9 protein-coding genes are annotated in these 16,278 nt (G+C 46.5%); 8 read left to right on the plus strand and 1 reads right to left on the minus strand.

Annotated features, from left to right (window positions below):
* Positions 1–277 precede the first annotated feature (277 nt).
* Positions 278–4,171 (plus strand): S-layer homology domain-containing protein, encoded by a 3,894-nt coding sequence (locus EC604_RS14950; RefSeq protein WP_123064922.1) that lies wholly within the window; start codon positions 278–280, stop codon positions 4,169–4,171.
* Positions 4,172–4,272: 101 nt separating this feature from the next.
* Here the strand turns inward: EC604_RS14950 and EC604_RS14955 are convergent, their stop codons facing one another.
* On the minus strand, positions 4,273–5,247 hold the full coding sequence (locus tag EC604_RS14955) for a helix-turn-helix domain-containing protein (protein WP_123064923.1): 975 nt from the start codon (positions 5,245–5,247) through the stop codon (positions 4,273–4,275).
* A gap of 177 nt (positions 5,248–5,424) precedes the next feature.
* Here EC604_RS14955 and EC604_RS14960 point away from each other — a divergent pair, with 177 nt between their 5' ends.
* The 7 genes from EC604_RS14960 (at position 5,425) to EC604_RS14990 (ending at position 16,264) form a co-directional block, all read left to right on the plus strand.
* Positions 5,425–6,453 (plus strand): glycoside hydrolase family 88/105 protein, encoded by a 1,029-nt coding sequence (locus EC604_RS14960; protein ID WP_123064924.1) that lies wholly within the window; start codon positions 5,425–5,427, stop codon positions 6,451–6,453.
* A 2-nt stretch (positions 6,454–6,455) separates the two neighbouring features.
* Positions 6,456–8,633 (plus strand): 1,3-beta-galactosyl-N-acetylhexosamine phosphorylase, encoded by a 2,178-nt coding sequence (gene gnpA / locus EC604_RS14965; RefSeq protein WP_240036904.1) that lies wholly within the window; start codon positions 6,456–6,458, stop codon positions 8,631–8,633.
* A gap of 335 nt (positions 8,634–8,968) precedes the next feature.
* Positions 8,969–9,676, plus strand: a complete 708-nt coding sequence (locus tag EC604_RS14970; protein WP_123064925.1) for a DNA alkylation repair protein — start codon at positions 8,969–8,971, stop codon at positions 9,674–9,676.
* Between the two features lie 82 nt (positions 9,677–9,758).
* Positions 9,759–11,561: a sensor histidine kinase gene (locus EC604_RS14975; RefSeq protein ID WP_161556951.1), complete on the plus strand. Its 1,803-nt coding sequence runs from the start codon at positions 9,759–9,761 to the stop codon at positions 11,559–11,561.
* Positions 11,562–11,572: 11 nt separating this feature from the next.
* The gene (locus EC604_RS14980; RefSeq protein ID WP_123064927.1) at positions 11,573–13,177 is read left to right on the plus strand and encodes a response regulator transcription factor; all 1,605 of its coding nucleotides are present in this window, start codon (positions 11,573–11,575) and stop codon (positions 13,175–13,177) included.
* A gap of 155 nt (positions 13,178–13,332) precedes the next feature.
* Positions 13,333–15,003 carry an extracellular solute-binding protein gene (locus EC604_RS14985; RefSeq protein ID WP_123064928.1) on the plus strand — a complete coding sequence of 557 codons (1,671 nt, stop codon included), beginning with the start codon at positions 13,333–13,335 and terminating at the stop codon, positions 15,001–15,003.
* Between the two features lie 286 nt (positions 15,004–15,289).
* Positions 15,290–16,264: an ABC transporter permease gene (locus tag EC604_RS14990; protein ID WP_192895112.1), complete on the plus strand. Its 975-nt coding sequence runs from the start codon at positions 15,290–15,292 to the stop codon at positions 16,262–16,264.
* The last annotated feature ends 14 nt before the right edge of the window (positions 16,265–16,278 follow it).

Below are 16,278 nucleotides of genomic sequence, written 5' to 3' on the forward strand. Positions count from 1 at the left end.
GTTTTGCTGCTCCTTTGGGAGATTACCAATCATCTCTAGTATTCTATCGGCATTGTAGCGGATATCCCGAGGGGGTGCAATTCAATATCGACAAAATTCTTTGTTTATTTTTTGTTTATTGTAATTTTGTATAATTCGAATGTGTGATATGTCGAAAGAATCTAGTGAAAGTATCCAAAGACCTATCTTTGCGCAACTCTGGACTTATGGAGCTGAGGGTATGTACAAATCCTTAAGCTTTTTGATTTACAAATCAAACTTAGAAAGGAAGTAGAACATGATCAAGATTCTGAATGCAAAAAAAGCTTTATCTATGATACTCACCTTTTTATTAGTCCTGAGCGGTATTCCCGGATTTCATAATTGGGGAGGAGACCGTGCCTACGCAGCCACCGAGACTTGGGCGTCCTTAGGAGCTCCAGGTATTAGTACTGGAGAAGCTGAATACAATTCCGTAGCCTTGGACGCACAAAATACTCCTTATGTTGCTTTCGCAGATAAAGGGAACTACGGGAAGGCGACGGTCATGAAATTTGTGAACGGCCAGTGGCAAACTGTAGGAAGTCCTGGAATCTCGTCAGGAAAAGCCTATGAATTGTTCCTTGGCATTGATAAGCAAGATACGCCATACCTTGTTTACACGGATGAAGCTAACGAAGGTAAGCTAGGAGTAAAGAGGTTCACTGCTGGTCAATGGGAATATGTGGGAGGGAGCAATGTTTCACCAGGATCAGCGAGTGGTATGCAGATTGCCTTCGACTCCGCAGATAATCCATATGTTCTCTATAAAGACTATCCAAACCAGAACAGAGCTAAAGTTGTGAAGTTTACGAATAATACATGGTCTACCGTGGGAACGTGGGTGACTTCAGGCTTGGCCAATGAAATGGCTCTCGCCCTGGATTCACAGAATACCCCTTATGTGGTCTATAGTGACGGGACAGACAACTTTAGGTTGTCTGTTAAGAAGTTCGACGGATCAGCATGGAGTTACGTGGGAGCTACCAAGCTCACAGCGGGTCAATCATCGAACCATGCGATCGAAATCGCTTCCAACGACGTTCCTTATATTGCTTTTTCAAATCAAGACAATTCTTATAAAACTAATGTACTAAAGTTCGCAGGTAACCAATGGGAGGCGGTTGGAAACAGTGGTGGCATTTCTGTTGGCTCGTCCAGAGAAAATACACTGGCTTTCGATTCCATAGGAACTCCATATGTTGCTTATAGTGACAATGGAACCATGTTCGGAGAGCGGCCTTTTGGAGTTGTCAAAAAGCTCATCGGGAATCAGTGGCAACCTGTTGGAGGAAGTAACTTCACTGGACCGAACACCCTTAATCAAGTTCAATATGTATCGTTTGCCTTGGGATCCGATAACATTCCATATGTTGCTTATCAGGATCAATCCGCTAGTAAGAAAACAACCGTGAAGTCACTTACTACCCAGTATAACGTCAGCTACAACGGCAATGGTCATGAGTCAGGTAGTGTACCTGTAGACATGCAGGGCTATTCTACGCTGTCTCCCCTTGTCACAGTAGCTGCAAACACCGGCAATATGGAGAAAGAAGGCTACACTTTCTCACACTGGAATACAGCTGCAGACGGAACGGGCACGGACTACAGTCCGAATAATACCTTCAACATTAACGGCGCTGACGTTACACTCTATGCGCAATGGGGAAATGGGAATTCGAATGTAACCTTCGTCACGAACGGAGGCACCCCAATCTTGTCGCAGTCAGTCGGCCATAATCATAAGGCAACAGAGCCACTGCCACCGATTAGAGAGGGATACAAGTTTTTCGGCTGGTACACAGATATCGAGCTTATGCAGGCCTATGATTTTCAGTCACCTGTGACGAGTAATCTTACTCTATATGCCAAGTGGCAGTCCGAGAATGCTACACTGTCCAGCCTGAATGTAGGTCAAGGCACGCTGGAGCCAGGCTTCTCGCCAACAGAGATGGATTACCAAGTGGAAGTAGCTCCCGAAGTAACGAGCCTGGTCTTCTCCTTCTCCAAGGCAGAGACCAGCCAGACAATCAGTGTGACTGGAGCAACAGAGCAATCCGTTACCGATGATGTATATTCCTATACGGCTTCTAACCTGATGACAGGCTTGAACCCTGTACAGATCAAAGTGACGGCCGAGGATGGCAACAGCAATACTTATAACCTGAGCGTGAAACGTCTCGGCGAACCTAGTAACAATACCCACCTGGGTGGTCTGACACTGAATAGCGGTACATTATCTCCAGCCTTCTCGCCAGAAGAGCGGAATTACCAAGTGGAAGTAGCTCCCGAAGTAACCAGTCTGGACTTCTCCTTCTCCAAGGCAGAGACCAGCCAGACACTAAGCGTCACTGGAGCAACCCAGCAATCCGTTACCGATGATGTGTATTCCTACACGGCTTCTAACCTGGTGACAGGATTGAATCCTGTACAGATCAAGGTGACAGCAGAGGACGGCAACAGCAACAGTTACAATCTGAACGTAAAACGTCTCAGCGAACCTAGTAACAATGCCAACCTGGGTGGTCTGACATTGACTAGTGGTATATTATCTCCAGTCTTCAGCCCGGATGTGGAGCATTATACAGCAAGCGTGAGCAGTTCAACCCGCTCGTTAGTGGTTAATGTCACTCCTGTTCAAGAAGGTGCGAGCGTTAAGATCAATGGTACGAGTGGAAAAAGTGCAGATATTTCGCTCGCAAACGGACGAAATAAAGTAACGATCGAGGTGACTGCACCGAATGGCAGCACCAAGAAGACTTACACGTTACTCATTACTCGTGGTAATGAAGATAACGGCACTGGCAATACTGGAAATGCTGGAACTGGTGGAGCAAGTAACGGGGGTGGAGGCGTTACCTCACCAGTGATCAATAATAATACCAGCAGTAACGTTCAGGTACTGGTGAACGGCCAGGCACAATCTGCGGGAACCTTAATGACTACGACAGTGAAGGGGCAACAGATCGTGACGATCTCTGTGAATGCAGAAGCGATCGCCCAAAAGCTGAATACCGAAGCCGCTGGCAGCGTAATTACGATTCCAGTTACGGGCAGTAATATTGCGAATGCAGGTGTAATTATCGGCGAATTGAATGGACAGACGGTGAAGCTTATGGAAGATAAGCAGGCGGTGTTGGTACTCCAGACAGATACAGCAAGCTTTACTCTGCCAGCAAGTCAGATTCGGATCAACAGCGTGGCTGACCAGTTTAAATTGAATAGTAACGACTCCCTTGAGAGCATCAAGCTTCAAGTAGAGATTGCTCAAGTAGATCCAACTACGGTGCAAGCAGCGAAGTCCGTTTCACAGCAAGCTGGATATACGCTGGTCGGAACACCTGTGGAATTCAACGTAATTGCCAGCTATAACGGTAAGACTACAACTGTAAATGAATTCAGTAGCTACGTAGAGCGTACGATTGCTCTTCCAGCAAACATTGCTCCAGACCGAATGACAACAGGTGTCGTCATTGATAAAGATGGCAGCGTTCGTCATGTACCAACGAAGATTACAATAATGAACGGCGCATATTATGCGAAGATTAACAGCTTGACCAACAGTGCATATAGCATTGTGTACTACCCTCAATCCTTCACGGATGTGGCTAACCACTGGAGTAATATAGCAGTGAACGATATGAGCTCACGTATGATCGTGAGCGGCGTATCAAACAACAATTTCGAACCAGATCGCAGCATTACACGGGCCGAATTCGCAGCCATCGTCGTACGCGCACTGGGTTTGAAGCCGGGTGAAGGAAGCACCGGCTTCCGCGATGTGAATGATAAAGACTGGTTTGCAGATGTCGTGAAGACGGCTTCAGAATATGGTCTGACCGGCGGCTATGAGGACGGAACATTCCGTCCACAAGAGCAGATTACCCGTCAGGAAGCGATGACTCTCATCGCACGAGCCATGAAAGTGACAGGACTGGACGGTCAGGTGCCTGCTGATGCTGTGCAACAGTTGTCCAGCTTCACAGATGCAGAACAAGTAGCCGACTGGGCGAAGGAAGCGGCCGCAGCCAGTGTCCATACGGGACTAGTAACGGGTCGCGGTTCGAATACGATTGCACCATTACAGTCGATCACAAGAGCCGAGACAGCGACCATCCTGAGAAGACTATTGCAACAGTCTGACCTGATCTAAAGATTCGTTTGCATATTTGAGCTGCGAAATGGAGTCAGTCATAAGAACGAATAAAAAAATCCCGGAAGTCTGCAATGACTTTCGGGATTTTTTTATGTAGTTTAGACCCAGCCTGTAAATGCCAAAATAGATGCTTTGGCTGATTGGGCTTCCATGTGAGTACCTGTGCGCCAAGCCTTCGGCGACGTTCCTATTAATCTGGCAAAGCAACGGTTGAAGCTGGAAATGGATCTGAACCCGACTTGCTCGGAGATCGAGAGCACAGAGGCATCGGTACTTTTTAATCGTTTGCAAGCCTCTTCTACGCGTGTACTGTTTAGAAAATCAAGAGGGGTCGTGCCCATAATCTCATGGAACTTGCGGCGAAAATGGGTGGTGCTTAGATGACACAGTTCTGCAAGCTCGTCAATCGTCACCGGCAACATATAATTCCTCGTGATAAATTCCAGAGCAGGGGATATAACGAGATCAGGCTGACGGCTCTGCCTTTCCGGTTCCCGCATCTGTTCTAACTCCAGCTTCTGCTCTCGGCTAAGCCCGTTCTCATCGCTCGCATGAATTCGCAGCAACTCAATATACAGCGACATTAACAATCCATACGCACTCTCTCGATAGAATGGGGATTGCCGCTGAATTTCCTCCACAATCGATGTCGCCAGCATATACACCTTTGGATACTGATCTTTATGTAACACACAACGGCTTGCTTGAATAGCTCGGAGGTTGGGCTCCATGTTACTCTGCGGTGTTTTTAATGAATGCTGGAACAGTTCCTCTGGCGAAAAAAAGAGATAGGCCCACCTGCTTGCAGTATTAGGTGAACTGTACGTCGTATGGGGCAGGTAACGAGGCAGGAATGTAACATCTCCGGCTCGGAAAGGAACGTTTTCTCCCTTAATCTCCATTACACCTCCATCGGAGTAACAGATTCCGATCTCCATATGATTATGGAAATGAAGGTGCTCACTCTTCACATCAGAGATTTTCCAGCGCTCCCCGCTGAGCAGCAGAACAGGAAAGTCTATGGGCAGGCTGTAATGGCGGTATTCAATGACAGGTTTTTTCGGTTTGGGCATGTCCGGCTGCTCCTATTCGTCGGATTATAAATGATCGAAATTGCGCAGTTTTGTTACGAATATGCTTAGATGCAGACTATTTTACTGCGTACAATGAAATAAGTAAAGCGTTTACATCACAGGGCGGTCACTTCTTATACTCAATCTGAGGAGTGTGCGCGGGAGAGGGGAATTTCAATGCTGCAAGTGAAATACGACCGTGAACAAATTTTAAACGTCATTCAAAATGTAACGAGAAAAACACTGGATATGGATTTAACGTGGGATTGGCCCTGCGGCGTAGCTTATTACGGAGTATCGAGAGCTTACCAAACGACAGGTGATTCGGAGATTTTGGACAAACTTGTGAAGTGGGCGGATGAATATATAGAACTTGGATTGCCGAGCTGGACGGTGAATACATGTGCGATGGGGCATGTGCTAATCACGTTATACGAAGAGACGGGCGATCAGAAATATTGGGATATCGTGATGAGCAAAGTGGATTATTTGCAGAATCATGCGCTTCGCTTCGGTGATCGGGTGTTACAGCATACGGTATCAACAGCGAATGATTTTCCCGAACAAGCCTGGGCAGATACACTGTTTATGGCGGCTTTTTTCCTGCTCCGAGTGGGCAGTAAGCTGAAGGATGAAGCGATGATCCAGGATGCGCTGAATCAGTATTACTGGCATATCAAATACCTGCAAGATCCGAGCACCGGTCTGTGGTATCACGGTTATAACAACGTAAACAAGGATCATATGTCAGGCTTTTATTGGGGAAGGGCAAATGCGTGGGGGGCTTACACTATGTCACAGGTGAAACCACAGCTCAAAGAGTGGTACTTGTATCCGCAATGTATGGACGTTGAATGTTCTTTGCGCGATCAACTTGCGGCTCTCAAGCTTCTGCAGACGGAAGATGGCTTATGGCGTACCGTGCTGGATGATGCGGAATCTTATGAGGAAGTTTCCGCGTCGTGCGGCATTGCCGCAGCGATGATCAATAACGGCAACCCGCTGCATACGAAATATGTGCAGAAGGCGCTGCAAGGCGTTATGAGCCATATCAGTGAAGACGGGCGTGTGTTAGGCGTATCCGGCGGAACGGCTGTGATGAAGGATCGCGAAGGATACCGTAACATTCCGAAAGACTGGATTCAAGGCTGGGGTCAGGGACTGGCACTGGCATTTCTGTCGGATATGCTGCGACAAGGAGAGTGAATATGTTGCCGAGATCAACCAAAGGCGCTTTCACGTTACCAGGAGAATCCGGTTATGAAGCGTTGACGCTGGAGCTGGCAGAGCGGTGGGGAGCTGATATCATAAGGGACAGTGACGGAACAAAGTTGTCGGGTGAGATCATTCAGGCCGGATACGGCATTTATTCGACGATCTGTATCATCCGGGATCATAATGAGTGGGCATCAAGGAACCAGGATAAGCTCCAGCAATGTTTTCTTATTACCCATCCCAAGGTAGCCGTGCAGGATTATATCTCCATCTATCTGATGGAGGACTTTTTTGCCGAACAATTCAAGGTGAACGATTCGAAAGAAGCGTTGAAGTATTGGCAGGTGTACGACCGGACAACCGGACAGGAAGTACCGAGAACGCAGTGGAACTACGAAAGGGAATCCGGGAACGTAGTCATTACCGGCATTACAGCTTGGCACAAATACACGGTAAGTTTCATGGTTTATCGCATCTGGGAAGAAATCTCTATGTATAATCACACAACGAACAACTGGGACAAGGAACACCTGATGCAGATCGACCCCATGTATACGGACACACAAACGTATCTATTGGATTGGATGGAAAAATGGTGCCTTGCTCACCCCGAAACAACGGTTGTTCGATTCACGTCGCTCTTCTATAATTTTGCCTGGATTTGGGGCAGTGATGAGCGTAACCGCCATCTGTTCTCGGACTGGGGTTCCTACGATTTCACGGTCAGTTCAAGAGGACTCGATTTATTTGCTGAAAAATATGGCTATGCACTCACCGCAGAGGATTTTGTGAATGGCGGAAAGTACCAGGCCAGCCATATGCCTGCGGGGCAGCGAAAGCTGGACTGGATGGCATTTATCAATGATTTTGTCATTGATTTTGGCAGAAAATTGATTGATATCGTGCATCGCCATGGCAAGCTGGCTTATGTTTTTTATGATGACAGCTGGGTGGGCATGGAGCCGTACAACGACCGCTTTGAAGAGTTTGGCTTCGATGGCATGATCAAATGTGTGTTCTCCGGGTATGAGTCCAGAATGTGTTCAGGCGTCAAGGCTGAAACACATGAAATTCGCCTGCATCCCTATCTGTTCCCCGTTGGGTTAGGGGGATTGCCTACCTTCAAGGAGGGAGGCAACCCAACGCTCGATGCCAAAAACTACTGGATCAACATTCGGCGCGCACTGCTGCGTGAGAAGATTGACCGCATCGGACTGGGTGGATATCTGCACCTAGTGGAGCCTTATCCTGATTTTGTAGAGTATATCGAGAAGGTCGCAGATGAGTTCAGGGAGATCAAAGCATTGCACCAGGCAGGCAAACCTGCGCAACTTCAGACGCGTGTAGCTGTTCTACATAGCTGGGGCCGATTGAGATCATGGACGTTGTCGGGACATTTTCATGAGACTTACATGCATGACTTGATCCATGTGAATGAAGCGTTAGCCGGGTTGCCGGTTGATGTACGCTTTATCGATTTTGAAGATATTCGTCAAGGCGTGCTGTACGAGGTGGATGTTGTCATTAATGCTGGAAGAGCCGGTTCGGCATGGAGCGGTGGCGAGCATTGGCATGACACGACATGTGTAGATCAGCTCACCCGTTGGGTGCACGACGGAGGCACATTCATTGGCATCAACCAGCCGTCGGCGGTGGAAGGTTATGATACCTTTTTCCGAATGGCTCATGTGCTTGGGGTGGATGAGGACACTGGTGCGCGTGTAGTACATGGAAAATGGGCCTATGATGTGCAGGATCGGCATGAGCTTATGCCAGAAGGTGCGACAGTGAAAGGCAAGCCGCAACGTTATCTGACCGATGGAACGGCCGAGGTGGTGCTGGAAACGGAAGGGAACATTGCGCTGTCTGTACATGCTTTTGGCAAAGGAAAAGGAATCTATCTGTCTTCGTTTGAGTTTAATTGGGCGAATGCCAGACTGTTGCTGAATGTGATTCGCTTCGCCGGTAATGAACAACACAACGCCAAGTATATTACGGATAATGTGTATACGGAGTGTGCGTATTATCCCGAGAGCGGCAAGCTGGTTGTGATCAACAACAGTGATCAGGCGCAGACGACGACGATTGACACGGAGCATGGGATGCAGAGGTTGGATATCGCTCCATTTGATACCATCATCACCCGAATTGGGGCGCAGGCATCGGTGTAACATAAATATGGAAGGTTGTCCTGTCATCGAATCGACCGTGAAAATGATTAGTTTTGACACCAAAAAAGCTCAAGGTCTGTAGCACATACGCTATAAGCCTTTGGGCTTTTTGTGGCGCCAGCAAATTTATAATGAATGCCATACGTTACATGTATGGACATACGGCCTGATGTGCTAGACTGATAAAAAGTATTTCAAAACTTGAAGCTAGGTATAGCGCGAGTTGCTTTATTTACTATGAGACTAAACGATTCATTTACACGTCAGCGATTAGAAGGTTGTTCTGTCATCGGAGTGTCCGTGTAAACTTAATCCTTATAAAAGGAGCTACCCATATGAATGTAACCGAGGTTATGCAAGAGCTTGAGGCTCTGGGCAAGGAACGCACGAAAAAGATCTATCTGTCCAACGGTGCGCGTGAACCCTTGTTTGGTGTTGCTACAGGGGCCATGAAACCCATGGCGAAGCAGATTAAGAAAAATCAGCCGCTCGCAGAGCAGTTGTATGCAACAGGCAACTATGATGCAATGTATTTTGCAGGCGTGATTGCAGACCCGAAAGCGATGACCCACGCCGATTTTGATCGCTGGATGGATGCAGCGTATTTCTACATGGTGTCCGATTATATCGTTGCTGTAACTTTAGCGGAGACGGATATTGCCCAAGAGGTTGCGGACACCTGGATTGCGAGCGGAGAAGAACTGAAAATGTCCGGCGGATGGAGTTGTTACTGCTGGCTTTTGGGCAGTCGCAAGGATACCGAGTTTGAGGAAGGTAAACTTAGACAAATGCTTGAACTGGTAGAACAAACGATTCACAGCGCGCCTGAACGTGCAAAAATAGCCATGAACCTATTTATCTATACGGTCGCCATATCTTACGTTCCGTTGCATGAGCTAGCGGTGGAAACGGCCAAAAGGGTTGGCCCACTTGAAGTGGGTCTGGACAAGCCGAAAAGCAAGCAGATCAGTGCTTCCGACAATATTCAAAAGGCGCTGGACCGCAATCAGCTAGGTTTCAAACGCAAATATGTAAGATGTTAGTGCGAAACGTGTATTCCATTATCACCAAGGCTCGTTATAATGGTGGTAATGGATGACACGGGTGGGGGAGACAACAACGGACATGAAACGCAAGTTGAAGTGTAAGCGTATTCAGTTGCTGGATGATTGGAGTCTTAGAACGAAGTTATACATAATGTTTATTTTTTGTGTGCTGGTACCTGTAGTGGCGACCAATGCCGTATTTTATCAAAGCATCAAAGGACAGATTGAAGCCAAAGAACAGAGCCGGATCAACGAAATGCAGCAGCGGATTCGCTTTAATCTGCGGAACAGTCTGGATAACAGCCTGTACGTGTCCAATTTTTTATACACGGATGCTACGCTGAATCGGTTTATGGAGTCCAAATACAACAATCAGGAAGATTATTATTTTGCATATTATGATATGCTGAGCGGCAACAATCTGGTTCGCTATTATTACAGTTACCAGCAAGTGAATCAGGTGACGTTTTATGTAGATAACGATACGTTTGTGAATGGCGGCAACTTTATCAAGCTAAATGATGACATAAGGAAAAGCGAATGGTATCAGGCGCTGATGAACACAGATGACCAGATGATGATTTATTCCTATTTTGACAAGCAGCAGGCTGAGATGTCGCAAAACCAAGGCGGTCGTAAGGTTAGCATTATACGCAAACTCAATTATTTCGGGAAACAACAGGTGGAGAAAGTATTGAAGGTAGATCTCGACTACGCCTTCATTAACAAATCATTCAAAAATGAAGGAGCGGGCGGAAAAATATATATCGTTTCGAATGACCGGATTATTTTCTCCAATGATGCACAGATGAATCAGGCTAGGAAGCCGTTCCATCTCATGTCCGCCATGGCGAAGGATGAGGGGCAATCCACGGAACTGATTCCTGTCGTATCGGAAAAATGGCAGATTATTGTGCGTGGAGAGAAGCTGGATTTTCTGACGGAGATCGTGGATTCCAGATTCAATCTGCTACTGCTGATTATTGTTAATCTGCTCGTACCTACACTGCTCATCTGGCTCATCTCCAGATCGCTTGTTCACAGGGTAGGGAGAATTGCAACGCATCTGGATCAAGTTAAACAGGAAAAATTCGAAGTAATTGCAGAACCCGCGGGCAAGGATGAGATCGGCAGCCTAACCCATAGTTACAACATGATGGTCATCAAAATCAGGAATCTGATCGAGATTGTATTTAAAGGGCAGGTCGAACGGCAAGCACTTGAGCTTTCGAAAAAACAAGCTGAATTAAAGGCACTGCAGAGCCAGGTCAATCCACACTTTATGTTTAACACCCTTGAAACGATCCGCATGCGCAGTCTGATTAAGGATGAGCATGAGACCTCTGATATCATTCAGAAGCTGGCGTTGCTGCTCCGGCAAACGATCAATTGGGGCAATGATCTCGTTACCATTCAAGATGAGATTCGTTTTGTCGAGAGTTATCTGGTGATCCAGCAATATCGGTTTGGCGAGAAGTTACAATTCGTTATTGACGTCGCCGATGCTGACATTTTGGAGATGAAAATTCCGAAGCTGACCGTGTTAACGTTTGTCGAGAATGCTTGTATCCATGGTATTGAAGGTGGCTTGAATGATGGCGTCGTGGAAGTCAGATTCCAGAAGTATAACGATCAACTGCATATGATGATCCAAGATACCGGAGTTGGCATGGAGAAGGACAAGCTGGAACTCATTCGAACGATGTTGCTTGATCCGAGTCTGGAACGGCTTAGTGAACTGAGCAGCATTGGAGTGATGAATGCATACATTCGGCTTCGGATGTATTTCGATGAACGTGTGCAAGTGAACATTGACAGTGAAAGGTACAAGGGGACTACGATTCGTATACAAATTCCGCTTGTACAAGCATCTCAGGGATAAGGAGCGAGGATATGATCAACGTGCTGATTGTGGACGATGAGCCATTTATTCGCCAAGGACTGCTTTTGCTGATTGATTGGAACTCGCTTGGGTTTCAAGTTTGTGGTCAGGCTTCTAATGGAGTACAGGCACTCGAATGTATCCGAACAATGCGGCCTGACCTCGTCATATCTGATATTAAAATGCCGGAAATGGATGGCATGCAGCTTGCCAAAATCATCTATGAACAATACGGCGGCGAGATGAAGATGGTGTTACTTAGCGGGTTCTATGAGTTTGAGTACGCTAAACAAGCGATCAAATATCATGTGAACGATTATATACTTAAACCGATTGTGAAGGATGAGCTGTTGCAAGTGCTGGAGGCCTTCCGCAAGGCTTTCATGGAAAGAACGGAAGAAAAGCGGCATCAGGAAAAACAGGAACAGATCGTTATGGCTCAACAGGTGCAATCAATTTTGCTTGGAACGGCAGATGAGGATACGCTCTCCAGTGTCCAAGTCTCATATGGGGATGTAGCGACGAAGTTGCGATGCTTGATGATTGAAACGGAATCGGAGAGACAACAGCAGCAAACCGATGGGAGTCTGCTCGTGGAAGCCCATATAAACCAGAATCATGCAGGATATGTCCTGAAATCTTTTACAGGTGAGAAAAATCGAGTGCTGCATGTTGTAACCGACATGTTGCTTAAGCGTGAGGCATTATCGCTTGAACAATACGTGACGAGGCTGTATACAGAGCTAAGTCAGATACAGAGTGCAGCTATAGCCATCTATGTCGGCAAGGAAGTGGACCGGCTGGAGGAACTGCATGAGTCTTATTATTCTTGCGGTAAGATTAAAAATTTACGTTTCTTTAGTGCGTACGGGCCGATTTATTATTTTGAACATATGGACACAAGTGTATTCACCAATCAACCAGCCGGACGGGAAAAACAGCTCTTTGACGGACTGATTCAAGCGATCGAGGAGCAACAGATTGAAGATATACGCGGTCATGCGCAGGCCATTTTTCAATTTTTTCTGGAGCAGCGCATCGAGCCGGGCATTGTGGGCATTCATCTTCATTATTTGGCGTACACGTTGCTTGGATTGGTGAACAGGGACGATACGGATCTGAATTCAGATGAGGAATGGATGCAGTCCACATTTTTGCAGACGAACTATGCCATGCTGTCCATGGAAGAGAATATCGAGAATCTGTGTGACTTTTCGTACACCTGTGCAGAGAAGCTGAAAGAGCGGCAGAAGCGGAATGCAATGGGGGTACTGGCGCGAGTCGAGTCTTATATTCATGAGCATTATATGGAAAATATCAGCCTGAAGCTGCTCGGAGAGCATTTTTTCATGAACAGCGCATATCTGGGACAGATTTTCAAAAAGCATTATGGCGTGAGTTTCAGTGATTACCTGAATCAGATTCGTATTGACGAGGCCATTCGATTGTTGCGCAGAACGGATTATAGAGTCTATGAGATCGCAGCGAAGGTAGGGTATCGGGACTCTGATTATTTCATTAACCGGTTTGAGAAAATCATGGGAGAGACGCCTGCCCAGTATCGAAAAAGGGCACAAACGATGCATAACTCGGATTCATCATCCTGCACGCCTTGAGGGGGAGCAGGATTTTTTGTATATCTGGAATTATTGGGATGAGGCCTATAATTTGTCCCGTTGAGCAGTACAGGTAACAATGATAATTTTAAATCAGCCTTTGGAAAGCGCTTTCTAAAGAGCGTCTCTCAACATACTTTGCTGGAGGGGTCATGATGAAAAAGGATGTCAGAAAAAGATTAAGGCAGCTCGTTCTACTGACGTTGATGTTTACGGTTGTGCTCGCTGGTTGTACGCCGGGGTCATCCAAAACGGAAGAGAAGACGGCAGACGGCAAAGAACTGAAGCAGTTTTCCGCATTTTTTGCTGTACCAGGCAAGCTCGCACCTGATGATAACCGGGTGATGAAGGCTATTGAGGAAAAAACAGGCGTGCGGGTCACGATGGACTGGCTTACCGGTCAGACCGCCAAAGAACGGATCGGGGTCATGATTGCAGGTGGTGAATATCCGGATTTCATTGATGGAAGTGATGGTACACAGCAGTTAGTATCTGCTGGTGCTTTAGTGCCGCTTGAGGACTATATCGATAAATACCCAAATATCAAAAACTATCTCGGTGACAATTGGAAGAAAATGAAGAATTCAACGGATGGTCATATCTACTTCATTCCGCAATTCGGGAATTTACAGGGCGAGTCTATGAAAGTATCCCATGACGGGGAAGCGTTCTGGATTCAAAAAGCGGTGCTGGAGTGGGCGAACTATCCAACAATCAAAACGCTGGATCAGTACTTCGATCTCATCGAAAAGTATAAGGCAGCAAATCCAACCATTAACGGTCAGCCAACGATCGGTTTTGAGATCATCTCTTACGACTGGCGTTACTTCGCACTGGAGAATCCGCCGCTGTTCCTGGCCGGTTATCCGAATGAAGGAGCCGCAATTGTTGACAAGGCTACGTTAACAGCGAAAAACTACAATACGATTCCAGAAGCAAAGGCTTATTTTAAAAAGATCAATGAGGTCTACAACAAGGGGCTTGTCGACAACGAAACGTTCACAGCCAACTACGATCAGTACATTTCCAAAATTTCAACGGGACGTGTATTGGGAATGGTCGATCAGGGATGGCAGTTCCTCGACGCAGAGGCTTCTCTGGTAAAACAAAAGCTGTATGAAAGAACGTATGTACCACTGTCCATTACGTTGTCCGAAGATGTAAAAGGACGTTATCAGCATAAGCCGATTCTGAACGTCAACGGCGGACTTGCGATCACGAAGAGCTGTGAGGATGTTGAGGGAGCGCTCCAATACATTAATGATCTGCTCGATCCGGAGATTGAAGTACTGAGAACGTGGGGACAAAAAGATGTGGATTATCAGGTGGATGACAAAGGTGTATTCTCCCGTAACGAGGAGCAACGTGCTAATTCAAAAGATCCGGACTGGGTGCTCGCCAACACTGGAAGCCCGCTGGTATATTTCCCTCACCATGAAGGCATGACAGCAGACGGTAAAAATGCGATGGACCCGAAAGAGCAGCCTGAAGAATATCTTGCCACACTGAATGACATTGATAAAAAAGTACTCAAGGCTTACGGATACACTAAATTTACGGATTTCCTGGAGCCTGCGGAAGAGAACGAACCTTGGTTCCCGATCTATACGTTCAATTTTGAACCAAATAAACCTGAAACCATCGCCAGACAGAAGATGGATGATGTGAAACGCAAATGGTTGCCTAAAGTGATTATGACCTCACCAGCAGAGTTTGATCAGGCCTGGGAAGAATATCAATCGACACTGAAAGAAAGTGCAGATATCAAAGCGTATGAGGACGCACTTACGGAAGAGGTTCGCAGACGTGTAGAGCTGTGGGGTTAAGCATGTAAAACAGGTACAAGTAGTACGACAGGCAATACGATAAGAAGCAAGATAAGCAATTCAATAAGCGGTATGACAAATAGCATGATAAGTGTGAGGAGTAATACGAGTAGTAAGAAAAGCAACATCAGTAAGCAATAGCTAAGGTTAAAGCAGAGAGGCTATGGGATATCCTGTAGCCTTTCTTAATCCAGACATGAACGTGTACCCATTGGACAGGAATGGATTCGAAATCATCCGGTTCGGATGATATAGATAAAACTCGTAATCAAGGAGAGAGAAAAGCATGGCTAAAAAGGAGTTGCAGTCCTCGGTCAACATCAGTCATATCCCTTCGGGGAAAAGCTGGATCGGGTATAACTTGTCTAGAATGAAAAGTCAGCGTCAATTGATGTGGATGTCATTCCCCTTCATTGCGTTTATTGCTATTTTTGCATATGGGCCTCTATGGGGCTGGCTCATGGCTTTTCAGAACTATAGACCGGGCATTGGTTTTATGGAGCAGGACTGGGTGGGACTGGATCATTTTCAAACATTATTTACGGACCCAACCTTCTTACGTGTCATTCGTAACACACTGGCGATGAGTCTGATCAGTCTGTTTCTGGGATTTGTCGGTTCGATTGGTCTGGCACTCTTGCTCAACGAACTGAGGATGGTTTTATTTAAACGGGTTGTGCAGACCGTTTCCTATCTTCCGCACTTTCTGTCATGGATTATCGTGACAGGTATCGTTGCGAATGTATTGTCGACGGAAAACGGGATTGTGAATGTGCTGATGACCAAGCTGGGGCTGATTGATGCACCGATTAATTTCTTTGCCGAACCCAAATACTTCTGGGGGATCGTAGGTCTATCCAGCATGTGGAAAGAGATCGGCTGGGGCACGATTATTTATCTGGCATCCATGGCTTCGATTAATCCGAGCCTGTACGAGGCAGCTTCCATCGATGGAGCGGGTCGTTTTCGCAAAATGTGGAATGTCACACTGCCGAGCATCAAACCAACCATTATTATCCTGCTGATTATCAACGTGGGTAACGTACTGAATGCAGGCTTTGAGATTCAATATTTGCTGGGGAACGGACTGGTGCAGGATGTATCCGAGACGATTGATATTTTTGTTCTGAAATACGGGATTAATCTTGGGAACTACTCACTTGCCACTGCGGCGGGAATCTTCAAAAGTGTGGTCAGTCTGGTGCTCATATTTATCGCCAACGGGATTGCCAAATCTCTTGGTGAAGAGCGGTTGATATGATAAGGGGGCAGCGC

Origin of the sequence: Paenibacillus amylolyticus (genome assembly GCF_003719335.1) — a bacterium.
GTDB lineage: Bacteria > Bacillota > Bacilli > Paenibacillales > Paenibacillaceae > Paenibacillus > Paenibacillus amylolyticus_D.